General features: G+C 49.8%; 24 protein-coding genes. 19 read left to right on the top strand and 5 right to left on the bottom strand.

Annotated elements, in window-relative coordinates; genetic code table 11:
- Nucleotides 1-35: 35 nt before the first annotated feature.
- The 7 genes from C12CBH8_RS02510 (at nucleotide 36) to C12CBH8_RS02540 (ending at nucleotide 7,194) form a co-directional block, all read left to right on the top strand.
- Nucleotides 36-1,805: an Rqc2 family fibronectin-binding protein gene (locus tag C12CBH8_RS02510; protein WP_215533465.1), complete on the top strand. Its 1,770-nt coding sequence runs from the start codon at nucleotides 36-38 to the stop codon at nucleotides 1,803-1,805.
- 345 nt (nucleotides 1,806-2,150) lie between these two features.
- Entirely contained in the window at nucleotides 2,151-2,573 is a 423-nt protein-coding gene (locus tag C12CBH8_RS02515; RefSeq protein ID WP_215533466.1) for a VOC family protein, read from the top strand.
- Between the two features lie 129 nt (nucleotides 2,574-2,702).
- Nucleotides 2,703-4,211, top strand: a complete 1,509-nt coding sequence (locus C12CBH8_RS02520) for an IMP dehydrogenase (RefSeq protein WP_215533467.1) — start codon at nucleotides 2,703-2,705, stop codon at nucleotides 4,209-4,211.
- Nucleotides 4,212-4,532: 321 nt separating this feature from the next.
- Nucleotides 4,533-4,703 carry a DUF362 domain-containing protein gene (locus C12CBH8_RS02525; RefSeq protein ID WP_090265850.1) on the top strand — a complete coding sequence of 57 codons (171 nt, stop codon included), beginning with the start codon at nucleotides 4,533-4,535 and terminating at the stop codon, nucleotides 4,701-4,703.
- 165 nt (nucleotides 4,704-4,868) lie between these two features.
- Nucleotides 4,869-5,609, top strand: coding sequence for a tRNA1(Val) (adenine(37)-N6)-methyltransferase (locus C12CBH8_RS02530; protein WP_215533468.1), 741 nt, complete (start codon nucleotides 4,869-4,871; stop codon nucleotides 5,607-5,609).
- Nucleotides 5,594-6,433 (top strand): 16S rRNA (cytidine(1402)-2'-O)-methyltransferase, encoded by an 840-nt coding sequence (gene rsmI, locus C12CBH8_RS02535; protein ID WP_215533469.1) that lies wholly within the window; start codon nucleotides 5,594-5,596, stop codon nucleotides 6,431-6,433. The genes C12CBH8_RS02530 and rsmI overlap by 16 nt, the downstream gene beginning before the upstream one ends.
- Nucleotides 6,434-6,522: 89 nt before the next feature.
- Nucleotides 6,523-7,194, top strand: a complete 672-nt coding sequence (locus tag C12CBH8_RS02540) for a DMP19 family protein (protein ID WP_215533470.1) — start codon at nucleotides 6,523-6,525, stop codon at nucleotides 7,192-7,194.
- An 84-nt stretch (nucleotides 7,195-7,278) separates the two neighbouring features.
- Here C12CBH8_RS02540 and C12CBH8_RS02545 read toward each other — a convergent pair whose 3' ends face one another.
- Both C12CBH8_RS02545 and C12CBH8_RS02550 read right to left on the bottom strand, forming a co-directional pair.
- The gene (locus C12CBH8_RS02545; protein ID WP_099323232.1) at nucleotides 7,279-7,719 is read right to left on the bottom strand and encodes a polyketide cyclase; all 441 of its coding nucleotides are present in this window, start codon (nucleotides 7,717-7,719) and stop codon (nucleotides 7,279-7,281) included.
- 36 nt (nucleotides 7,720-7,755) lie between these two features.
- A complete protein-coding gene (locus tag C12CBH8_RS02550) occupies nucleotides 7,756-8,499 on the bottom strand; it encodes an ECF transporter S component (RefSeq protein WP_215533471.1) in 744 nt (247 codons plus the stop codon).
- A 218-nt stretch (nucleotides 8,500-8,717) separates the two neighbouring features.
- On the opposite strand from C12CBH8_RS02550, the gene C12CBH8_RS02555 reads away from it, so the two are divergent.
- Nucleotides 8,718-9,926 (top strand): LysM peptidoglycan-binding domain-containing protein, encoded by a 1,209-nt coding sequence (locus C12CBH8_RS02555; RefSeq protein ID WP_215533472.1) that lies wholly within the window; start codon nucleotides 8,718-8,720, stop codon nucleotides 9,924-9,926.
- Between the two features lie 63 nt (nucleotides 9,927-9,989).
- Here C12CBH8_RS02555 and C12CBH8_RS02560 read toward each other — a convergent pair whose 3' ends face one another.
- Nucleotides 9,990-11,360: an MATE family efflux transporter gene (locus tag C12CBH8_RS02560; RefSeq protein ID WP_215533473.1), complete on the bottom strand. Its 1,371-nt coding sequence runs from the start codon at nucleotides 11,358-11,360 to the stop codon at nucleotides 9,990-9,992.
- 204 nt (nucleotides 11,361-11,564) lie between these two features.
- Between C12CBH8_RS02560 and C12CBH8_RS02565 the strand changes: the two genes are divergently transcribed.
- From C12CBH8_RS02565 to C12CBH8_RS02615, 11 genes are all read left to right on the top strand, one after another.
- Entirely contained in the window at nucleotides 11,565-11,738 is a 174-nt protein-coding gene (locus C12CBH8_RS02565; protein WP_099323236.1) for a DUF6440 family protein, read from the top strand.
- Nucleotides 11,739-11,912: 174 nt separating this feature from the next.
- Nucleotides 11,913-12,776, top strand: a complete 864-nt coding sequence (locus tag C12CBH8_RS02570; protein ID WP_090265864.1) for a YitT family protein — start codon at nucleotides 11,913-11,915, stop codon at nucleotides 12,774-12,776.
- Between the two features lie 160 nt (nucleotides 12,777-12,936).
- Nucleotides 12,937-14,112, top strand: a complete 1,176-nt coding sequence (locus tag C12CBH8_RS02575; RefSeq protein ID WP_215533474.1) for a DUF6688 domain-containing protein — start codon at nucleotides 12,937-12,939, stop codon at nucleotides 14,110-14,112.
- 260 nt (nucleotides 14,113-14,372) lie between these two features.
- Entirely contained in the window at nucleotides 14,373-16,220 is a 1,848-nt protein-coding gene (locus C12CBH8_RS02580; RefSeq protein WP_099323239.1) for a C69 family dipeptidase, read from the top strand.
- 246 nt (nucleotides 16,221-16,466) lie between these two features.
- Nucleotides 16,467-16,778: a 50S ribosomal protein L21 gene (rplU, locus tag C12CBH8_RS02585; RefSeq protein WP_090265957.1), complete on the top strand. Its 312-nt coding sequence runs from the start codon at nucleotides 16,467-16,469 to the stop codon at nucleotides 16,776-16,778.
- Between the two features lie 3 nt (nucleotides 16,779-16,781).
- Nucleotides 16,782-17,099 carry a ribosomal-processing cysteine protease Prp gene (locus C12CBH8_RS02590; protein ID WP_099323240.1) on the top strand — a complete coding sequence of 106 codons (318 nt, stop codon included), beginning with the start codon at nucleotides 16,782-16,784 and terminating at the stop codon, nucleotides 17,097-17,099.
- 4 nt (nucleotides 17,100-17,103) lie between these two features.
- Nucleotides 17,104-17,388 (top strand): 50S ribosomal protein L27, encoded by a 285-nt coding sequence (gene rpmA / locus C12CBH8_RS02595; protein ID WP_090265872.1) that lies wholly within the window; start codon nucleotides 17,104-17,106, stop codon nucleotides 17,386-17,388.
- Nucleotides 17,389-17,685: 297 nt separating this feature from the next.
- Nucleotides 17,686-18,969: a GTPase ObgE gene (gene obgE / locus C12CBH8_RS02600; protein WP_215533475.1), complete on the top strand. Its 1,284-nt coding sequence runs from the start codon at nucleotides 17,686-17,688 to the stop codon at nucleotides 18,967-18,969.
- Nucleotides 18,970-18,980: 11 nt separating this feature from the next.
- Nucleotides 18,981-19,388: a Mini-ribonuclease 3 gene (locus C12CBH8_RS02605; protein WP_090265875.1), complete on the top strand. Its 408-nt coding sequence runs from the start codon at nucleotides 18,981-18,983 to the stop codon at nucleotides 19,386-19,388.
- Between the two features lie 31 nt (nucleotides 19,389-19,419).
- Nucleotides 19,420-20,310 (top strand): YitT family protein, encoded by an 891-nt coding sequence (locus C12CBH8_RS02610; protein WP_246441782.1) that lies wholly within the window; start codon nucleotides 19,420-19,422, stop codon nucleotides 20,308-20,310.
- Nucleotides 20,307-20,723, top strand: coding sequence for a secondary thiamine-phosphate synthase enzyme YjbQ (locus tag C12CBH8_RS02615; protein ID WP_090265878.1), 417 nt, complete (start codon nucleotides 20,307-20,309; stop codon nucleotides 20,721-20,723). Before C12CBH8_RS02610 ends, C12CBH8_RS02615 begins: the two co-directional genes overlap by 4 nt.
- Nucleotides 20,724-20,905: 182 nt before the next feature.
- Here C12CBH8_RS02615 and C12CBH8_RS02620 read toward each other — a convergent pair whose 3' ends face one another.
- Together C12CBH8_RS02620 and C12CBH8_RS02625 are read right to left on the bottom strand one after the other, a co-directional pair.
- Nucleotides 20,906-21,241, bottom strand: a complete 336-nt coding sequence (locus C12CBH8_RS02620; protein ID WP_171846347.1) for a branched-chain amino acid transporter permease — start codon at nucleotides 21,239-21,241, stop codon at nucleotides 20,906-20,908.
- A complete protein-coding gene (locus C12CBH8_RS02625; RefSeq protein ID WP_215533476.1) occupies nucleotides 21,238-21,930 on the bottom strand; it encodes an AzlC family ABC transporter permease in 693 nt (230 codons plus the stop codon). Before C12CBH8_RS02625 ends, C12CBH8_RS02620 begins: the two co-directional genes overlap by 4 nt.
- Nucleotides 21,931-21,974: the final 44 nt, after the last annotated feature.

Genomic DNA, 21,974 nt, shown 5'->3' on the forward strand with positions numbered 1-21,974 from the left:
CCGGGTCAGGATAAAATCGAAAGGATGTGATTCCCATGGCGCTGGACGGCGCATTGCTCAGCCTCCTCAAGCGGGAGTTGGAGGATTGGGCGGTGGATACACGCATCGATAAGATCCATCAGCCCTCCCGTGAGGAGCTGGTGTTCCATATGCGGGGCCGTGCCGGGGCGAGACGGATGCTTCTTTCCTGTCGGGCGGCTGGGCCTCGCATCCATTTTACACAGTTTGTGCCGGAAAACCCGGCTGTCCCACCTATGTTCTGTATGCTGCTGCGCAAACGGCTGATCAATGCAAAATTACTGCGCATCCGTCAACCGGGTCTGGAACGGGTCCTCTTCCTGGACTTCGATACCACCAACGATTTGGGCGATCATATCACCTTAACCCTGGCGGTGGAGATCATGGGGAGGCACAGCAACATCATCCTTATCGGGGAGGACGGCGCCATTGTGGATTCCATCAAACGGGTGGATGCCGAGATGTCGTCGGTGAGGCTGGTGCTGCCGGGATTGCCTTATACCATGCCGCCTGCTCCGGCCAACAGCATGGATTTTGAATCGACCTCTTTAGATGAAATCTGGGAGGGCCTCGGCCGTCAAAAGGATATGGAACTATCGAAGGCATTGTTGTCCCTTTTGTGCGGGCTGTCGCCGGTGGTGTGCAGGGAAGCGGCTTTTTATGTGGGGCGGGGCGCTGATGTACGGAGCCATTCCATGACCGGGGATCAGCGGCAGCGTCTTACTTTCTTTTTGGGACAGCTCAAGGAACGCCTGGACAAGATAAATGGCCAGCCCACCATGCTGGTGGAAAACGATACAGGAAAACCCTTGGATTTTAGCTTTTTCCCCATCGCGCAGTACGGGATCAAGGCCACGGCCAAAACCTTTGACCGTTTTAGCGACCTGCTGGATGCCTTTTATGCGCAGCGGGATCAGATGGAGCGGATGCGTCAGAAATCCAAAGATCTCCTACGGGTGCTGGCCAATGCCTCGGACCGGGCGTCCCGTAAACTGAATGCCCAGCGTCTGGAGCTTAAACAATGCGGCGACAGGGAACATCTCCGTCAATGCGGCGATCTCCTAAACGCCAATCTTTACCGTATTCAAAAGGGGATGACGGAAATCTCCTTGGAGAATTTTTACGATCCGGAAGCTCCCTTGTTGCGCATCAAACTGGATCCATCCAAGACGCCGGTACAGAATGCTCAAAAATATTATAAGGATTACCGCAAGGCCCAAACGGCGGAAGCCTTTTTGATCGATCAGATCGCCCAAGGGGAACAGGAACTTTTGTACATCGATACGGTGTTTGACTCCCTCTCCCGGGCACAGACCGAACGGGAGCTGCAGGAGATCCGCCGGGAATTGGCGGGTCAGGGGTATATCCGCAGCCAGGGGAAATCCCGTCAGAAACCGCCTCCTCTGTTGGGCCCACTGGAGTTTATGTCCAGCGACGGTTTTCCCATCCAGGTAGGCCGCAACAACCAGCAAAACGACAGACTGACCCTGCGGGACGCCCACAATGGAGACCTTTGGCTGCATGTGAAGAATATACCCGGTTCTCATACCATCGTCAAAGCGGCGGGAGCGGAGATCCCCGATACCACCGTCTTGGAGGCCGCTCAATTGGCTGCTTTCCACAGCAGGGCCAGGGAATCTTCCCAAGTGCCCGTGGATTATACCAGGGTGAAGTTCGTTAAAAAGCCACAGGGTGCAAAACCAGGCATGGTAATTTACGACCACTATAATACGGTGTATGTCACTCCTAGCCAGGAATTAAATGACCGATTGTTGCAAAAAGAATAAACAAAGAGCTGGACAGATGTTATTTTCGTAAAGGCAACATCTGTCCAGCTCTTTTATTTGTATATTACTCAATTAGTGAGATATCAAAGAAAATAAATAGTTGACAATTGCATCAAAGCATGGCAAAAGCAGATAAAGATATAAAGAGAATACAAAAACGATTCTAGAAAAGCATACAAGATATACATTTTATTGATAATATGGAAAAATATTACAAATAACAGACTGTAAATATTATTTTTGGATTAATTTTTACAAAATTCGCGTGTTTTTTCACAATTCCAGGTTCATAATGAAATAGGAAAAATGTGGATTTTTCCTATTTTATAAATGGAAGGTGATACTATGCGTCTATTTCCACAAATTATTTTTGAGGGGAATGCCTCCGATGCAGTCGAGTTTTACACAAATGTACTGCATGCTTATAACCAGGGAGTGCTGTATTATGGAGATGTCCCTCATGTTACGCCAATGTCCATGACAGAGGAAAAGAAAAAACAGGTGATGTGTGCCAAACTGAGTATGGATGAACAACGGATCTACTTGTGCGATGCGGAACAGGAAGAGAAAAACCTGGGACAGATCCAAATGGTAGCAGTGTTCGACAAAGCAGGTGATTTGTACAGTGTCTACGAGGGGCTGAAAGAGGGAGGACAAGTGCTGGTCCAGCCGATGAACACGTTTGACAACCGATTGCAATGCATAGTAAAAGACCGATTCGGCATTGTGTGGAAATTAACGGTGGAAACCGATAATACTGTAGGTTAAAGGGGAAAAAGAGCGATTTTTATCCCTTTTTCAGGAAAAAGAATTGACTGCACCGCAGAAATAATTTAAAATGAAAAGAATACCACAGGAAACGGTTTGTTTGCGGATTACAGAAAAGGAGTAGATGAAATGGCTTTTTACTTTGAGGAACCTTCCCATACCTTTAGCGAGTACCTTTTGGTACCGGGTTATTCGTCTAAAGAATGCATGCCTGCTAATGTCAGCTTGAAAACACCGGTCGTCAAGTTTAGAAAAGGCGAAGAGCCGGCCATCAGCATGAATATCCCGTTGGTGTCGGCCATTATGCAGTCGGTTTCTGGCGAGAAAATGGCCATTGCCTTGGCACGTGAAGGCGGTATTTCTTTTATTTATGGCTCTCAGTCCATCGAGGACGAAGCTGCTATGATTGCACGCGTGAAGAGCACCAAAGCTGGTTTTGTCACCAGCGACTCCAATATCCGTCAGGACCAGACTTTGGCCGATATCCTGGAGCTGAAAAAGAAAACAGGTCATTCTACTGTGGCTGTCACGGCGGACGGTTCGCCCAACGGCAAGCTGCTCGGTATTGTGACCAGCCGCGATTATCGCGTCAGCCGTATGTCTTTGGATACAAAGGTGCAGGAATTTATGACTCCCTTCTCCTCTTTGGTATATGCAGAGGAAGGCGTCACCCTTAAAGAGGCCAATAATATCATCTGGGACAATAAGCTGAATGCTCTTCCCGTTGTAGATAAGGATCAGAACTTGCTCTATATGGTGTTCCGCAAGGACTACGATTCCCATAAGGAAAATCCCAACGAGCTGCTGGATGGCTCCAAGCGGTATGTAGTAGGCGCGGGTATCAATACCCGCGATTATGCAGAGCGCGTCCCGGCTCTGGTGGAGGCAGGCGCTGATGTGCTGTGCATTGACTCGTCGGAAGGATTCTCCGAGTGGCAGAAGCTGACCATTGACTGGATCCGGGAACACTATGGCGATTCGGTCAAAGTAGGCGCCGGCAACGTGGTTGACCGGGAAGGTTTCCTTTTCCTGGCCAAAGCAGGCGCTGATTTCGTTAAAGTAGGCATCGGCGGCGGTTCCATCTGCATCACCCGCGAGCAGAAAGGCATCGGCCGTGGCCAGGCTACCGCTCTTATCGAAGTGGCCAAGGCCCGCGACGAATATTTTGCAGCTACTGGTATTTATATCCCGGTTTGTTCTGACGGCGGTATTGTGTGCGATTACCATATCACTCTGGCTTTGGCCATGGGCGCTGACTTCATTATGCTGGGCCGTTATTTTGCCCGGTTTGATGAAAGCCCCACCAATCGTCTCAGCATCAACGGCAACTACGTCAAGGAGTACTGGGGCGAAGGTTCCAATCGTGCACGCAACTGGCAGCGCTATGATTTGGGCGGCGCCAGCAAGCTCTCCTTTGAGGAGGGTGTGGACAGCTATGTCCCTTATGCCGGAAGCCTTAAGGATAATGTGACTCAAACCCTCAATAAAGTCAAGTCTACCATGTGCAACTGCGGCGCATTGACCATTCCGGAATTGCAGCAGAATGCAAAAATTACCCGTGTGTCGGCTACCAGTATCGTGGAAGGCGGCGCTCATGACGTTATTCTCAAGGAGAACAATGTAAGTCAGGTAAAATAATGGGGAAACAACAAGGTTTCTTGTTTTGAATAGATGCCTAGGTAGTTTACTAAAAATGGCCGTCTGGGATGTTACTATTTTAGCCTCACAGATATGGAGGCCATTCTGAAAGCGATGATTATGGCCGGTTGACGGATTCGCCAGCCGGCCTTGCTTATAGGGATTTGCGGCGTCAGTCCCTCGGATGTGAGTAGAAAAAGATGCCTGGAATTGAGTCGAATCAATGAGGATGGATTTTGTGTCACTTTCCAGATTTTTTACTTGCAATTTGCCTATGTTGTGTTAAAATAAGAGTCACAGATACAGTAAGGAGGTGCCATTATGTCCTATAAGATTTCTGATGAATGCATCAGCTGCGGCGCTTGTGAAGCCGAGTGCCCGGTGTCCGCTATCTCCGCTGGCGATGGTAAATACGTCATCGACGAAGCTACTTGCATCGAGTGCGGCGCTTGCAATGGTGTTTGCCCCGTTGGAGCTCCTCAGCCCGAGTAAGCTTAAAAGGCATCGACAAAGACGGAATGCACTGTGCGTTCCGTCTTTTGTTTTGCCTAAATGGGGATTTTGATAAGAATTAGGATGTAAAAGGATTATTTTACAATTATTTCCTTTTTAAGCCTTGATTATTTCCCAGAATCTGGTATACTGGTGGTGAGGTTCATGGAAAAGCCGATAGAGCGATGGGAATCTTTAGGAAAGGACATCGGTTTATTTGTCTCAAAACGGCATACCTTTGGAATGGATGCTGTGATACTCGCACGGTTTGCCGCTCCAAGAAAGCGGGATGTGGCCTGTGATTTGGGAGCAGGCTGTGGTATCATCTCGTTCCTGTGGGCGCTGGGAAATGGTCCTGCCCGGATCGATGGCGTGGAGATGCAGCAAGATGGAGTGGAACTTATGATACGATCGGTGGACGTCAACCGATTGGGCCATAGGATCCGTCCTATCTGTGCGGACCTGCGCCGGTACAGACCCGGACAAGTGTATGATCTGGTTGCGTGCAATCCTCCTTATTTTAAGGAGAGCGCAGGCACGGTCAGCGCAGAACAAGGACGCAGGACGGCCCGGTTTGAAGAGGCGGCCACATTGGAGGATGTAGTCCGGTGCGCGGCTGGGATCTTAAAGGATCGGGGCCGGTTTTGTATGGTACATCGACCGGAGCGCTTGTGCGACTGTATGGTCGCCATGCGGGAGGCCGGGCTGGAGCCAAAACGGATACAGCTGGTGCATCAGCGGGCCGATAAGCCGCCTATTCTCCTGTTGGCAGAGGGGCGCAAAAGATGTCGGCCGGGGATGGCTGTGGAACCGCCCTTGGTGCTGGTCGGACAGGACGGCCGGTTTACGGAGGAGTATCGCAGGATGTATGACGAACAGGGGGAAAGCCAATGGCAGGGACATTGACGCTGGTGGGAACGCCCATCGGAAACTTGGGGGATTTTTCCCCAAGGGCGGTGGAGGCACTGACACAGTGCGATTTTATCGCCGCAGAGGATACAAGAGTGACCTTAAAACTGCTCAATCATTTTGGAATCCAGAAACCCATGGTCAGTTACTTCGAGCACAACCGTCGGGAACGGGGCGAATTGATTTGTGCCCGCATCCTGGACGGGGAACATTGTTGTTTGGTGACCGATGCAGGCATGCCGGCCATTTCAGATCCAGGAGAGGATCTGGTGGCTCTGTGCGGTCAAAAGGGCATTGTGGTGACGGCTGTCCCAGGGCCTACGGCGATGGCCACGGCATTGGCGCTGTCGGGCCTGCCCACCGGACGCTTTACCTTTGAGGGATTCTTGAGTATGTCCCGCAAAAGCCGTAGGGAACATCTATTGTCCATCCAGAAGGAACCGCGCACCATGGTATTTTATGAGGCGCCCCATAAGTTGATCTCTACCCTACAGGATCTTTTGGACGCTTTGGGCGATCGACGGATGTCCATTGCCCGTGAGATTACCAAATTGCATGAGCAGATACTGCATACTACATTGTCGGATGCACTGTCTTATTTCAGGGAAAACACGCCCAGAGGTGAGTTCGTACTGGTCATCGAAGGTGCAAAGCCGGAACAAGAAGAGAGTATGACTTTGGAACAAGCTGTGGAGCTTGCCCGTCAGTTGATGGAAGAGGGTGCTTCATTGGCATCGGCGGCCAAACAGGCGGCGGCTGAATCAGGGTATAAGAAGAGTGCGGTTTATAAAGCTGTACTGGATGAAAAAGTCCAGGAATGACTATAGTCACAGAAAACACAGCGAGAAAACAATCAATTAGGGGCTGGGCCAGATAACATGGGGCCAGGTCGTGAAAGGAGACCATTTCTATGGCAGGTAAAAGGGGTTTATCAGGGTGGATCATTGCAGCGGCAGCAGTATCGTCGGCAGCAGCGGTGTGCCTTTTTATGGGGCAGAAAGAGAAAAAACGGCAAAGACGCCGTCAGGAGAGCATTATGAGGCCGGAAGACCAGTACCATCGCATGACGGAGGAACTGTTTGACAGTACCCCTCATGCCCAACTCTACGAGGCGGCCACTGCCAACATCCGCGCAAGGCTGGAACGGGCCGACGACAAACAGCGTGCCATCGCCCAGCTGACTGAACAGCAGGGTACCATTTATGTCATCTCGGTGGTGGAAAAGGAGATTGCCACAGGAGGATTGCGCGCTTTCTATTCCCACGAAAGCAGCATCTATTCCAATACGGCACCCGTCTGTTTTGAGACGGTGGGATTGACACAATACGCCCAAATTCTCCGTCAAGCCAATTCCCTTTACGAGAATGGACCGGTGGGCGATGAACTGTATCACCAATTTTCCAAGCTCAACCGTCAGCTGGATGACCTGCGCGCATCCCTCTCCATTGCGGAATGGTGCGGTGATTACATCCGCGCCAATCGGGAAGCTTTTCTGGATAGCAACCGTCAGCTTCACAACGTCACCTTCCTGCAGGATAGTTATGCATCCCCACAAGAGGAGCCTGTAAAGCAGTCAATGTGATAAAAATTCCCCAAGGCTGCCGTCACGTTTTTTTCTGAAAAAAGAAAAGGCCGTCTTGTTACAGACGGCCTTTGATCCCAGATATTACGGGGCGAGAACTGGCGTGGCATCCTCTTCTTTCAGCGCCCGCTTGAGATCGGCAATATATCGATGCTGCATGCGTTTTAAGTAACGGCTGAGACGGCAGATAAGATAGAAAATAAGACTTCCGAATTCCACTTCTTCCACAAAGGTGGCTTCCGTGCCCCCGTCGGAAAGGGGACGGAAGATGCCGGTCCAGCGGCCCAGCATACGGGCGTTTTGCAATACAAAAGTATACCTCTTAAAAGGAATCTTTTCCAAAAGGGTAAAATTGGTGCAGTAACCTCCATTGGTGATTTCTTTCCAGTGATTATCGTCGTCGCAGATCACCTTGTCCAGATCTGAGCGCCAACTGGTACGGGTATTGTCGGTCACGACATCCCACACGGTCTGCGGTTTGGATCGCAGGCGGAAGATTGAAGTGGATGTGCAGATATAAGCCATGGTCGACCTCCTTAATCGGAATCATTTTGATGTCCCTTAGGCGTTGAGCAGATGGGCTGATTGCAGCGCTTTCTTCAATGGGAAGTAAAGCAAGGCAGCTCCTACGATGGAAAAGATGCCGTTGAACAGTGTGGCAGGTAAACTGGCGGCCGAAGTAATGAGGGCTGGTACAAAGGCACTGCCTTCCAGCATCTTGTAGGCGGCGCCAAAGATGAATTCGCCCGCTAGATTGAATAAGACAGCCAGTCCAGATGCCATCACGACGCTGAAGGTTGCAACGCTTAGCTTGCGGGAAAGGGCCGCCAATACCACAAGGAAACCAGCAAAAATCAGGAGTCCCACCCGGAGAGCCGGGACAAAAGCACTCTGTGCCGAAGGGGCTGAGAAAAAGACAAACAGAAAAACAGATAACAATACACTAGCTCCCGCAAAAATAAGAAGTCCGGCGACCGGCTTTTCCTTTCGTTTGGACAAAGCGCGGAAACTGGCTCCGGCAATGAGGCCGATAAAAAATTTTAATACGATGGTTTTAGGGGATGTGTACAAATATCCGGTGGTCATATCCGAGAGTCCCATGCCGATGGAGCCGGCCAAACCGCCTCCGACTCCTCCATACAGAAGCGCACACAGAATAACCAGCAGATTGCCCACGTGCAGGAACGGATCGCCCACAGGAGCTGGAATGGGAATGCGGAATATGGGAAGCAATGCCAAATAACACAGGGCGGCAAATACTCCCACAATGGCCATGCTCTTTAATTTGTCAGCAGAACGTGCCATGAAAACACCTCTTCGATTGTCATTTCTGATCTTATTATAGCATAAAAAAGTCAATTTTATCGATGAAATAATTACAAAAGGCATCCGATGCCGCTAAAATAAAACAATAAAAGAAAAAAGACTGTTATTCAGTCAATCAAAAAATACAACATCGAAGTAAGAATCCAGAAGAAAAGAGACGTCCAAAGCGGTTGTCAAATTGGATAGGCGCGTTTATAATGAAAAAAAGACCAGTCGTGGAGGTGGAGAATATGGCGGGAATTATCCCCGAAGGCATGACTGCCCAGAGTTTCGGCAGGGCACAGGATGTGCATCCGTCTCTCTACTTCCAGGAAAAGACGCTGAAGAAAATCATGCGGTGGGCAACCGAATACAATAATTTTTGTGCGATCCTCTACGGCGTCTACGGGGAAGAGGACGGCGTCATCATCAGCGGGGCTTGCCGGGTCAAAAAGGCCAAGCGGCAGATGGGACATCTGTTTTTCTCCGGCAAGACTTGGAGGAGCATTAAAGAACAGAAAAAAGAAAAATATCCCAGGCTGGATATGGTAGGGATTTGTATGGTACAGAAAAAAGGGGAGTGCCGGATTCCCACCGATCTTCTGACCATTGCAAAAGGCTATTTTAGTGAAAAATGGCAAGTAGTGCTGGCGGTGGATTCCCATAGCTGGCGGTGCCGCTTTTATCAATGGGACGAGGAGAATCTGAAACCAGCGCCTGGGTATTACCTGGTTAAAAAACAAGATGAGGATGGATTGTCTGCAGAGGACTCTATTCAGATGGATCAGCCGGTTTCGCTGGAAAAGGATGTGACGTCGCCGCCTCCTTCCGAATCGATAGAGAAAGAGAACGACGTTTTACCTGAGGTTTGTCCTTCCGGGCCGTCACAGCATTTCTCATCCCAGATCCCTGAGAATTTGGTGGATGAGGTGCGGTCTTACGGGAGAAGGGTACGGTTACTTACTGCACTGGTGACGGTGATGTTCGTAGCTGTGCTTGGGACAGGAATAGTTTTGGGTGTCCGCCAGGCCACATTGGCACAGCCGGTTTGGGTACAACAAGCCGAACTGGAGAGCCGTGTGGCTCATCTGGAGGACAAAACACAGCAAGACGATCCCATAGATGACCAGATCGCACAGTTAAAACAGCAGTTATCCGATCTGGAAGGCAAAACAGGTCAGCAAGAACAGCTTATCCGCACTCTTTCCGATCAGATACAACAGTTGGAGAAGAAGCTTTCCCAGCCCTCCAGTTCGGGACAAGATGTGCTTCCCGATTATCATACCGTCCAGCCGGGTGAGACATTGACTTCTATTTCCATTCGGTACTTTGGAACGCCTGATAAAGCAGGCTATCTGGCGGCTATTAATGACCTTCAGAATCCTGATGTGGTGCAGGCGGGGGCAGTGCTCCGTCTTTCAGAATAAAAAGCCTCTTGTTTCTCAGAGCTATCTGCAGAAACAAGAGGCTTTTTTGTTTTATTTAGCTTCTTATGCATCTTCCAAACTGTTTACCGGCTGCTCTATCTGATTACGGGTAACGTCTTTGATCCACTTTTTGCTGCGGATACGCCAGATCCCGAGAATGGTTTTGGGGATTTCCTCCACATTTAAGAGAATCATGACGGCTGTTACGCCCCACTGGAATACATAGCCTCCCAGGAATCCCAACAGTACGGAAAACCAAAGGTTACCGGCGTCCAGGAAAAGACTGAACCTGGTGTCCCCGCCGCCCCGCATGATGCCGACGATGATGGTACAGGTGATGGATTTAAAGAAGGTCGTAATGGCCAATACAATGAGCATCATGCGGAGATATTCGCTTGCAAGGGCAGAGAGGGAATAGAGGGCAAAGATAAGGGGCATACATACCAAAATCAGAATCGCCCCAAACGCTCCTACCGCCAGGGACAGAATCAACAGGGTGCCGGCGGCATTGCTTGCTTGTTCCTTTTCCCCGGCTCCGATGTATTTTCCGATGATAACGGCCGACGCGTTGGAGACGCCGAACATTACAACGGTGGAAAGCTGCATCACCACATAGGCGATGGCATAAGCTGCTACTGCTTCTCCGTTTAGATGTCCCAAGATGACAGAATGCATGGAGATTCCCAAACCATATAGGCATTCGTTGAGAAGTACCGGACCGGAGTAGCGGACAAAATCCTGAAACAGATCCTTGCTCTTTTGAAACAGGTCGGTGATCTTAAAGCGCACCGTTTTGTTGATGCGCAGGGCAAAGGTCAGGGTCAAGATGACCTCCACAAACCGGGAGACAGTGGTACCAATGGCGGCGCCGGACGTCCCCATCTGTGCCGGGCCGAAGATCAGGATAGAGTTGATGATAACGTTGATGGTAAAGGAGATACTGTAGATGCACATAGGCACCATGACCTTCTCCACGCTGCGGATGATGTTGAGATAGGTGACGGTGACGGCAGAGAAAATATACGATCCGCCCACAATACGCAGGTAAGGGATGCCTTGGACAATGATCTCTTGATCGGAAGTGAAAATAGAAAGCACTTTGTCCGGCAGCAAAACCGTACACAAAGAGAATACCACTGCCACCATTAAAGCATACCGGATGGCCATCCCCAAAATGCGGCGGATAGTCTGGGTATCGCCCTTGCCCCAGTATTGGGCGGTGAGCACCGATGCGCCGGATGATATACCAAATAACACCAGCGTCAACAGGAAAAAGGGCTGGTTCCCCAAGGACGCGCCGGCCAACGCCTTTTCACTGACCCGGCCCAGCATAAGGGTATCACACATGCCGACGCCCACATTGATCAGATTCTGCCCCGCCATTGGAAGCACTAGGCCGAATACCATGCGGTAAAATGACTTTTCTCGAATCAAACAATCACACACCTTGTCTACTGATATTCACTCGAGGAATCCCAATGCGAAAAGGTCACATTCATTCACCGAAGTTCTAACATTATAGCAAAAAAAGTAAAAATATGCAACGAAAAGAGATGCGCTGTAGGCCCTTTTATGGTATGCTTGCTCAAGGGAAAACATCTTCCGGATTTATTGTAATCAAGTAGGAGGTATTGGAAAATGTCTGAAAAACAAAAGCGATTTGAAACATCCTATTCCCAGGGCCTTAATTTTGCCGTATTGGTGGACCGTCAGACTGGAGTCAACTATCTGATGACCAGCACCGGGATTACTCCCTTGCTCAACCCGGATGGAACACCCATTGTCACGGTGGAGGAGAAAAAACAGTCCTGAGGAGCTTTGCAAAAAAATGGTTGTTGGTTCTTGATTTTTTCCACAAAGATGGAAATAGTCACTAAAAAACCTTTCCATAGAAAAGAGCTGGTGCTATACTAAATATAGGTGTCTCTTTGGAGGCAAAAGGGATCGCTGAAAAACGTGATGCTTCCGATAGTAGGGAGGGATTTTATGAAGAATCAGAGCGTAAAGTCCATTGCAAAACAGTATTTCCTTATTACCATCAGCACCTTGATCCTGGCGGTCGGAACTTATTTCTTTAAATTCCCCAATAATTTTACCTTTGGCGGCGTCACCGGCTTGTCGGTAGTCATCGGAAAGGCGCTTCCCATCATCAGTCCCAGTACAGCCAACCTGATTCTCAACGTACTTCTTCTTGCGGTGGGCTTTTTCTTCCTTGGGAAAAACTTCGGTATCATGACGGTCTACGCCAGTATGCTGCTTTCCTTTTCCCTTTCGGGATTGGAAATCCTATATCCCATGGACAAGCCCTTGACCGATGACCCAATGCTGGAATTGGTGTTTGCCGTTTTGCTGCCTGCCTTTGGTTCAGCCCTCCTCTTTAACATCGGCGCCTCCAGCGGCGGGACCGACATTGTGGCTATGATCCTTAAAAAATATACCAGTGTGGATATCGGCCGGGCACTGCTGTTGAGCGATCTGCTCATTACATTGTCGGCCTTCTTATTGTTTGATATTAAGACGGTTCTCTTCTCTATGCTGGGCCTGTTTGCCAAGTCGTTGGTGGTGGACAGCGTCATTGAAAACATCAATATGTGCAAGTATTTTAATGTGGTGTGCTCCAATCCGGAACCCATCTGCGGGTATATTGTGGATAAACTGAAACGCAGTGCCACCATCTGTGAAGCAAAAGGCGCCTTTTCTCATGATCAGAAATATATTGTTTTTACCGCTATGAAACGGTATCAGGCCGTTCAACTGCGGCAGTTTATCAAACACGTGGAACCGGGTGCTTTTATCCTGATCTCCAACACCAGTGAGATCATAGGCAAAGGTTTTAACAACGGCGGCTAAAAGATCGTTTTGTTCCTATATTCTGTTTCATCTGGCCGGCAAGCAATTCTGCTTGCCGGCTTTTTTCGTCCGATGGAAGATCTTTGACAAAAAATGCTTGAATATTTTGTGCCTCAATATTATAATATCGATATTCGATAAATACAAAAGAGGTGATCTTATGTCCAACGTCTATTCTGGACTCATTCTACTGCTGATGACATTGTTTTTCCTGGTATGGCCTTTGGCACTTACTGTGATCAATATCATCAATCTTTTCCTCAAAAAACCTATCCATGCCGCGGGGTTCGAAATCGCCACCTTGTCGTGCGGTTCCATTATGACGGCGCTTTTATACGGCCTACTGGATTTCCAAGATTATGAAACTCCCATCAACCTTTGGGGAGGGACACAAGTCCATGCTCCAGTGGCTTCCTGGTACCTCTGGACGGTACTGCTGTTGGGTGCTGTGGGCCTGATCGGATATGCCATGGTGCGATTTTGTCACTCCAAACTGCCGCCTTTGGCCTTTGTTCTAGGTATTGCGATGATGATGGCTGGATGCATGGAATGTATCTTATGGATTGTCCAGATAGCCGGCCGTCTGGTTGAAACAGCAGGCGATGACATGTTTGCAATCTTTTACCTCTGCCTATTCCCGGCGAATTTTATCTTGTGCTGTCTCTCGGCAAGTCTTCGGGCCATTCGGGCTTATCCTGTATGGCCGGCAAAACAGTACGGCAATCCCTTTGTATCCCGATGCGCGTCTCTCCTGAGCCGAAGCAGACACTGGCCATGGCTGGCGGTTTTAGCGATGGTCCCCATTCTGCTGCTGCTTACATTGATCCTTGTCCTGTTTGGACAGGCGCCTGATGCCGTCATCCGTGCCTTCACACAAACCAGTGACTGGACCCTTTCCCAACAGATCTCTCCGCCTCCGGTACAGATAGATACCCATTATTTGTGTACCGTCTCCCTGCGCGGACACCGTAAATTGGTGCGTCCTACCCGGTACGGTATTCGCAGGGGAGAACGTATTATAGTCAACCGTCAACTGTGTGTGGCCAATGCCTTTGAACAATTGATCCAGGAACGGACGCCTCGGTTTCATCGCTTGGTTCGCCATGTATACGATACCTATGGATATCCCATCTCCCGGCACATCAAAACAGCTCTGGCGGCCGACGTGGTCTACCTGATCATGAAGCCGTTGGAATGGCTGTTTTTAGCGGTACTCTATCTTTTTGATCTGAAACCGGAAAATCGGATTGCTCTCCAGTATTTGCCGATGCGTGAGGTGGAAAGTTTGAAAAAACAAGTTGGGTCAAATAAAGATATGCATATATCACGCGGATAGAAGCATATAATTGCATAATGACGATGTATAATTATCCGCGTATAAACCGTGAAAAATGTAAAAATACAGGGGAAAAACTGTTTTTTTAAAAAAATACTTGCATTTTTTAAAATGTGTGATATAATAAAAATACATTCTTTAAACGGCGCAGACAAAAGCCGTCTAAAAAACGCCACAAGGTGGATTTAGAAGGAGTTCCTCCTTGTGGATCCCAAGCTTTGAGATCCAAAGAAGGGCAATAAAAGGAAAGGGCGATTGAAATGAAAAAGGCATCTAAGATTATCACTGCATTAGCCGCCGCAGCCGTTATGACCCTCGGTAGCGCAATCGGCGCTTCGGCTTGTACGGGTATCTACTTTGGTTCGGAACTGACCCAGAATGGTTCCACTTTTATGGGACGATCCGAGGATATCGGCAAGCTGCACAATAAGATTTTTGAAGTGCATCCTGCTGAGGACCATGAGGAAGGTGCTATGTATGAGGATACGTATGGTTTTTCCATGCCCTATCCCAGCCACACTTACCGCTATACTTTAGTGAAAGATTCGCCCCTGCGCGGTGAAACCATGCAGGATGAAAATGGCAACTACATTGGCGAAGCTTATGCTGAGGCCGGCACCAATGAAAACGGCGTCTCGATGAGTGCAACCGTCTCCACTTCTTACAATAAGAAAGCACGTGCGGCTGATCCCCTGGTCGACACCGGCATCTGCGAAATCTCCCTGGGTACGGTTATCCTCTCCCAGGCAACCAGCGCCCGGCACGGTGTGGAATTGCTGGCCGATATCGTTGATAAATATGGTTCGGGCGAATGCAATTCCCTGACCATCAGTGATCAGAATGAGGTTTGGACCTTTGATACCCTCTCGGGTTATCAATATGTGGCTGTTAAGATGCCCGACGACAAGGCTTCGGTCAATCCCAACATGATGGTTATCGACAGCGTGGATGTCAACGATACGGAAAATGTTGTGGCTTCCCCCAACCTGGTCAGCCTGCCGGAGGAAAATGGCTTCCTGGTCACCGATGAAAACGGCAACATCGACATTGCTGAGACCTATGGCTCGGAAGATTATGGTTCCGGTCAGTATGTCCGGTATTGGCAGGGCGTCCATTACCTCAATCCCGACCTGGCTACTAAGGTCAATGTAGACTATACTTACGATGAATCGGGAAAACGGGTTGCCCCCGAAGGTCCTTTCGATATGATGATTGATACCGACAAGAAGTTTTCTACATTGGAGATCCTCCAAATGCTCGCTTATCGCGGCGAAGGTACGAAATACGATGCGGAGACTACCGGTATTGCCATCGGCAATGAACGTCAGGCGGAATGCCATGTGTTTGAAATCCGGGAAAATATGCCGGAAGCCCTTTCCCAGCTGGAATGGCTTGCCCTGTCCCGCGCGGAATATTCCGTTTACCTGCCCTATTACGGCAGCCTGATGACCGAGACTGATGAAATCTTCGCTCCTATTGATATGAAATACACTCCCGATTCCTTCTACTGGGTCATGGCTCAGTTAAACGACACTTGCGATAACAACCGCGAATTGTACGGCACCAATGTCAAAAAATTCTGGGAAGGCTATCAGGAAAAACTCATCGAACAGCAGGCTGCTGTGGATGAGGATATGATCAAAGTGTATGAATACAGTCCCGAGCTGGCCGAGGAAAAGGCCACGGAACTTGCTAAGGCTGTCTCCAAAGAAGCTTATGGTTACGCCAAAGAAATCCTCACCGAGTTGGAAGCTTTCATCGAAGCTGGTACAGAAGGTGAATTCGTTCCCACCGCTCTGGCGGAAGGCAAAGGCCCCACCTATTCCTTCGACATGGTAGGCGGTACCGGCCTGCCGGAAGAAACCGATCCCTCTCAGCCGGAATCCTCTGCTCCCGAGACATCTGATCCGGAGTCTTCCGCTCCTGAATCCTCCAGTCCGGAATCTTCTTCCACCAGCAGTTCTTCTTCCTCTAGCTCCTCTTCCAGCAGCTCTTCTTCCGTCAATAACCCGGCCACCGGCGAGTCCACTCCTCTCTTCGCCATCCTTGGCCTGGCTGCTGTAGCTGGCGCTGCTATGATCGTTGTGAAGAAAAAGGAACAAAAATAAGTTTTTAGCATAAAGCCATAAAAGTCAAATCCCTCATACCAAAACGGGACTCAACTGAATGTTTAGTTGAGTCCCGTTTGCTTTAAAAAGGTTGGATTATCGGAACGGAAAAGGGTGGTTTTGTTTGACATTTGGAGGTATTTATGGTATACTTCTTAAGCCGCATATTCCGGGCTTGAGAAGTGGGAGAGTTCCCCGCCTGAGGAAATAGCGAGTCTAATGAAAAAGGCAGGTGCCTGCAAAATTATGTACGCAGTGATTGAAACCGGCGGTAAGCAGTACAAAGTCGCAGTGGGCGATGAGCTTTACATCGAAAAGCTGGACGTTGCCGCTGACGCTGAAGTGAATTTCGACAAAGTCGTGGCAGTTGGTGCAGACGATGGCCTTAAGGCCGGCGCTCCTTATGTGGATGGCGCTACTGTTTCGGCCAAAGTCCTCAAAAACGGCAAGGCGAAAAAGATTACCGTTTTCACCTACAAGCCCAAGAAAAACAGCAAACGCAAGATGGGCCATCGTCAGCCCTATACAAAGGTGAAGATCGAGGCTATCAACGCCTAAGCGATGACCAAGATCCGTTTTACCTTAAAATCTGGTCAACCGGTCTCCTTCCTTATGGAAGGACATGCTGGTGCCGGACTGAGCGGCAATGACATTGTGTGTGCCGCGCTTTCTTCCGCCGCTTATATGGCGGCCAATACCATCACGGATGTGATGGGTGTCCGGGCCGATGCTGCCGTATCGGATGCTCGGTTTTCTTTGAGCCTTCCGGACGATACGCCTAGGGAGGCAATCCAGGTGATGGAGGGACTTCGGTTGCATTTTGTGCAGCTTGAGGACCAATATCCCGCTTCAATCCAACTTGAGAATACGGAGGTGTAAAGCTATGTTAAAGGTAAACATTCAGCTTTTCGCACATAAAAAGGGAATGGGCTCCACCAAGAACGGCCGCGATTCCGAATCCAAACGTCTTGGTGTGAAACGTGCCGACGGTCAGTTCGTCCTGGCCGGCAACATCCTCGTGCGTCAGCGCGGTACTCACATCCACCCCGGTGAAAATGTGGGCCGTGGTTCGGATGATACCCTGTTCGCTCTGATCGACGGCAAGGTCCGTTTTGAGCGTGTGGGCCGTGACCGCAAGCGCGTCAGCATCTACGCTGTGGAGCAATAAGCATCGATCGTTTAGATGTAATTTCACAAGAAAATAAATGAAAATCCCGGGCTGTGATGCCCGGGATTTTTTGCAAGATGAGGTTTTTTACGGTATCTTTATGAAATAGGACGTCAAAAATCTTCTTTCTTAGAGGGCTTTCGCTGAAAAGGCGATCTGCTTTACAGCGAAATGACCGTGCTTTTGCCGCTGTTCTGTAGCGAAAATCCGATGGGATAAGGCTGATAAGAGAGAATTAGGACAAACTATGGAATACATGAGCCCGGCCGTGCCGCTGGGCGGAAAGAGGGGAACAATATGCCACATTTTATCGACCATGCCACTATTTTCGTCAAGGCCGGGGACGGGGGGAATGGAAGTGTCTCCTTCCACCGGGAAAAGTACGTGGCGGCTGGAGGTCCCGACGGCGGCGACGGCGGACGTGGCGGCGACGTCATTTTTGAGGTCAGCGATCATCTGACCACGCTTTCCGACTTCCGCTATAAACGTAAGTATAAGGCGGAAAATGGTCAGGATGGCCGTGGTTCCCGCAGCTTCGGACGCAGCGGTAAGGATATTGTGGTCAAGGTACCGCGGGGTACGGTGGTCAAGGATGCGGCCACGGGACGTATTTTGACCGATTTATCCGGGGATGAACCGTTTATTGCGGCGAAAGGCGGACGCGGGGGATGGGGAAATTCCCATTTTGCAACATCCACCCGTCAAGTCCCGCGCTTTGCAAAGCCCGGTACGCCTGGAGAGGAACGGGAGCTTACGCTGGAACTCAAGCTGCTGGCAGATGTGGGATTGGTCGGTTTTCCCAATGTGGGAAAATCCACTTTGATCTCGGTGGTCAGTGAGGCAAAGCCCAACATCGCCGACTATCATTTTACCACCCTTATCCCCAATCTGGGCGTGGTGCGTCTGGGGGAAGGTACTTCCTTTGTCATGGCCGATATTCCTGGTATCATCGAGGGGGCCAGCGAAGGCGTGGGATTGGGATATGAGTTCCTCCGCCATGTAGAACGGTGCAGGCTTTTGGTGCACGTGGTGGATGTGGCCGGCAGCGAGGGCCGGGATCCCATCCAGGACTTTGAAACCATCAATGCGGAACTGCAAAAATACAATCCGGAACTGATGGAACGTCCCATGATCGTGGCGGGGAACAAATGTGATCTAGCCGACGAGCAGCAGCTTCAAAAAATAGAGCAGTATTTTAAAGACAAGGGATACGCCTATTTCCCCATGATGGCCGCCATTCACTACGGGGTGGACGACCTCATCAAATACGTGGCGCAGGAGCTCGCTAAGCTGCCGCCTATCCGCATCTATGAGGCGGAACCGGTCCCGCTGGAGGAATTGGCCGAGTCGGCATCCAAGGATCGTGATTTTACCGTCCGCAAGCAGGACAACGTCTATTTTGTGGAAGGAAAATGGCTGCTTAAGATCATGCAGTCGGTCAATTTTGACGATTACGAATCCCTCCAGTACTTCCAGCGGGTACTGATCAACAGCGGCGTCATCGATGCCCTGCGTCAGGCCGGCGTCCAGGAAGGGGATACCGTTTGCGTCTACGACCTGGAATTTGACTTTGTCAACTGAGGCGGTGGGTCATGGATCGTTTTTTTGACAAACAAGTGGATTTGCGTACCTTTAGCCCCCTTACCTTAGCTTATATCGGCGACGGGGTATATGAGCTGATGATGCGGGAATATTTACTTCAGAAGGGCAATTGTCCCTCTGGGAAGCTCCATGCGCTGACGGTGGCCCATGTCCGGGCCGAAGCTCAGGCCGAGGCGGCCCAGCATCTTATGCCCCTCCTTACCGAGGAGGAAACGGATGTGCTCAAACGGGGACGCAACGCCCATTTCAGCCGAAAGATCCCGCAGAAGGCATCGGTGGGACAATATCATTTGGCCACCGGTTTGGAGGCTTTGTTTGGCTGGCTGTATCTCAAAGGTGAGAAGGGCCGGTTAACGGAATTATTTGAATCTATTGTATCTACATTTGATCAACCATAATGTCGGTTGGGAGGCGGTTTTCTTGGGGATTGTGAAAAAGTCACGGGTTCGTGAATTATCCATTGATTTTTTGGCTTATCTCATTGGAAGCGGACTTTATGCTGTTGCGGTCAACACCTTTTCGGCTCCCAATAATATTGCGCCTGGCGGCGTGACGGGCCTTTCCATTCTTATTAATTATGTGACGCAGGCTCCCATCGGTACGGTGATGTTCCTGTTGAACATCCCTCTTTTCCTGTTGGGGCTTTATCTGTTGGGTTGGAAGTTCATCGCCAAGACTGTGGTGGCCACTTTTATGATGTCCATCATCATTGACGTTACGGCGCCGTTTATTCCGGCTTATCAGGGGGATATGATCCTGGTGGCGCTTTTCGGCGGCGTATTGGAAGGCTTGGGGCTTGGATTGGTCTTCCTGCGCGGCGCTACTACGGGAGGAAGCGATCTGGCTGCACGACTGCTGTCGCTAAAGTTCCCGCACCTCTCCTTGGGCAGGCTGATGCTGTCGGTGGATGCCGTTGTCATTTTGGTAGCGGCCCTGGTTTTCCAGAACGTGGAGAGTGTTTTGTACGCGGTTATTATGTTGTTTGTCTCCAGCCGCGTCGTCGACGGGCTCTTGTACGGCGCCGACAGAGGGAAGATGATCCTGGTTGTATCCCGCAAGAGCGGCGAGATCGCCAAAGAAGTGATGGATCAGTTGGAACGCGGCGTCACGCTTTTGCAGGGAAAAGGCGCTTATACCGGCGAAAATCAGGAAGTGCTCTTATGCGCTGTAAGACGGCATGAGGTCGCCAAGCTTCACACCATTGTCCGGACGGTGGATCCCGATGCTTTCTGGATGGTCGCCGAGGCCGGTGAGATTATGGGCGAAGGCTTTAAAAAGCTTAAGGCGCCCGACAGAAAGAAAAGGAGAAATAAAACATGAAATCCTATCGCAAAGAATTGACCTTTACCATCCCCACACGGCGGGCCTTTGTCAATATCACCCGCCAGGTGGAGCAGTGCCTTCAGGAGAGCGGCATCCAGGAAGGGATGCTTTTGTGCAACGCCATGCACATTACGGCCAGTGTCTTTATCAACGACGATGAAAGCGGTCTCCATGCCGATTTTGAAGAGTTCTTAGAGAAGCTGGCGCCGGAGAAACCCTATTCTCAGTATCGCCACAACGGCTATGAGGACAACGGGGATGCCCATATCAAACGCACCATTATGGGACGCGAAGTGGTTGTGGCTGTCACAAACGGCCGGTTGGACTTCGGCCCATGGGAACAGATCTTCTACGGTGAATTCGACGGCAAACGTCCCAAACGGGTGTTGGTCAAGATCATCGGGGATTAAAAAAGGAACCGGACTGACGGGAATTTTCCATCAGTCCGGTTCCTTTTTTGATTTACAAATTGTAAAATCATAATGGGAATATAGAATACCAAAAGTATACTATATTTTAGTTATTACAAATAGTCTCAAAAGATACCCGCTTTTGACTGGATAAAACAAATTGTAGTATACAATTTGTATATTCAGCAAAATACAAACTGGACCAACATCATATAAAGAAAGGTGCCGCCGAAGATGCTGATCAGGTTGTTGTGCTTCCACAGATGCAGCAATACCACCGTCACGATGGCAATGAGCTCGGGGATGCCGTAAGGGTACGCAAGAGGGGTGACGTTCCGGAAACAGTATACCACCAGCATGGCGATAATGGCGGCCGGCAGGTAAGCTCCCAGATACAATATCTTACGGGATGGCTTCTGTTTGCCTCCGAAAATGAGGAAGGGACATAGCCGCATCAAAAAAGTAAGCCCTGCCATAATAGCGATGGAAATTAAGGACTGGGGAATGGTCATGGTCATACCTGAGTCTCTCCTTCCACCTTTTTTTGAAATGCCAAAAGCAAAATCACGATGGCCGCCATAGCGGGGATCAGCATATTGTCAGCCCCAAATAACAGCAGGGCCGCCAAGGTACAGCCCAGGCCAAACAGCGCGGGTAAATGGGTTTTGCTCTGCTGCCACTGATCCACAAAGGTGACGATGAACAGGGCGGTCATGGCAAAATCCACCCCTTTGTAATTGAATTTGAGCAGTTCACCTGTGGCGTTGCCCAGAGTTCCGCCGATGATCCAATAACAATGGTTCAACAAAGCGAGTTGAAAATAAAAGGTTTTGCGGTCTATATCCCCGGGGACTACGACATGATTAAGCAATGCGTAAGTCTCATCGGTCAGAGCGAAGATCATATACCATTTGCGCCAACCCATATCCTTGAATTTATCGATCATGGAGATGCCGTATAAGATGTGGCGGGAATTGACGATGATGGTAAAGAGGGCAATGGTTAGAAAAGAAGCGCCGGCTCCCATGAGATCCACCGCGAGAAACTGGAGAGAACCGGAATACACGGTGGCACTGGTGAGGGCGGCAAAGCCGGGATTGTAACCGATCTGATTGTACATGAGGCCAAATGCGAAGCCGGCGGCCAAATAACCGGTCAATACCGGCAAAGTCGCTTTGATGGCATAGGCAAGGGATTTGTGTTTCATGGTAGGATCCACCTCAAAGTCTTAAAAAAGTGTTAAAACCGCAG

Origin of the sequence: Solibaculum mannosilyticum (genome assembly GCF_015140235.1) — a bacterium.
Lineage (GTDB): Bacteria > Bacillota > Clostridia > Oscillospirales > Acutalibacteraceae > Solibaculum > Solibaculum mannosilyticum.

Coding starts and splice junctions, on each gene's coding strand:
- C12CBH8_RS02510 (WP_215533465.1), top strand. CDS start 36: ATGGCGCTGGACGGCGCATTGCTCAGCCTCCTCAAGCGGGAGTTGGAG.
- C12CBH8_RS02515 (WP_215533466.1), top strand. CDS start 2,151: ATGCGTCTATTTCCACAAATTATTTTTGAGGGGAATGCCTCCGATGCA.
- C12CBH8_RS02520 (WP_215533467.1), top strand. CDS start 2,703: ATGGCTTTTTACTTTGAGGAACCTTCCCATACCTTTAGCGAGTACCTT.
- C12CBH8_RS02525 (WP_090265850.1), top strand. CDS start 4,533: ATGTCCTATAAGATTTCTGATGAATGCATCAGCTGCGGCGCTTGTGAA.
- C12CBH8_RS02530 (WP_215533468.1), top strand. CDS start 4,869: ATGGAAAAGCCGATAGAGCGATGGGAATCTTTAGGAAAGGACATCGGT.
- rsmI (WP_215533469.1), top strand. CDS start 5,594: ATGGCAGGGACATTGACGCTGGTGGGAACGCCCATCGGAAACTTGGGG.
- C12CBH8_RS02540 (WP_215533470.1), top strand. CDS start 6,523: ATGGCAGGTAAAAGGGGTTTATCAGGGTGGATCATTGCAGCGGCAGCA.
- C12CBH8_RS02545 (WP_099323232.1), bottom strand. CDS start 7,719: ATGGCTTATATCTGCACATCCACTTCAATCTTCCGCCTGCGATCCAAA.
- C12CBH8_RS02550 (WP_215533471.1), bottom strand. CDS start 8,499: ATGGCACGTTCTGCTGACAAATTAAAGAGCATGGCCATTGTGGGAGTA.
- C12CBH8_RS02555 (WP_215533472.1), top strand. CDS start 8,718: ATGAAAAAAAGACCAGTCGTGGAGGTGGAGAATATGGCGGGAATTATC.
- C12CBH8_RS02565 (WP_099323236.1), top strand. CDS start 11,565: ATGTCTGAAAAACAAAAGCGATTTGAAACATCCTATTCCCAGGGCCTT.
- C12CBH8_RS02570 (WP_090265864.1), top strand. CDS start 11,913: ATGAAGAATCAGAGCGTAAAGTCCATTGCAAAACAGTATTTCCTTATT.
- C12CBH8_RS02575 (WP_215533474.1), top strand. CDS start 12,937: ATGTCCAACGTCTATTCTGGACTCATTCTACTGCTGATGACATTGTTT.
- C12CBH8_RS02580 (WP_099323239.1), top strand. CDS start 14,373: ATGAAAAAGGCATCTAAGATTATCACTGCATTAGCCGCCGCAGCCGTT.
- rplU (WP_090265957.1), top strand. CDS start 16,467: ATGTACGCAGTGATTGAAACCGGCGGTAAGCAGTACAAAGTCGCAGTG.
- C12CBH8_RS02590 (WP_099323240.1), top strand. CDS start 16,782: ATGACCAAGATCCGTTTTACCTTAAAATCTGGTCAACCGGTCTCCTTC.
- rpmA (WP_090265872.1), top strand. CDS start 17,104: ATGTTAAAGGTAAACATTCAGCTTTTCGCACATAAAAAGGGAATGGGC.
- obgE (WP_215533475.1), top strand. CDS start 17,686: ATGCCACATTTTATCGACCATGCCACTATTTTCGTCAAGGCCGGGGAC.
- C12CBH8_RS02605 (WP_090265875.1), top strand. CDS start 18,981: ATGGATCGTTTTTTTGACAAACAAGTGGATTTGCGTACCTTTAGCCCC.
- C12CBH8_RS02615 (WP_090265878.1), top strand. CDS start 20,307: ATGAAATCCTATCGCAAAGAATTGACCTTTACCATCCCCACACGGCGG.
- C12CBH8_RS02620 (WP_171846347.1), bottom strand. CDS start 21,241: ATGACCATGACCATTCCCCAGTCCTTAATTTCCATCGCTATTATGGCA.
- C12CBH8_RS02625 (WP_215533476.1), bottom strand. CDS start 21,930: ATGAAACACAAATCCCTTGCCTATGCCATCAAAGCGACTTTGCCGGTA.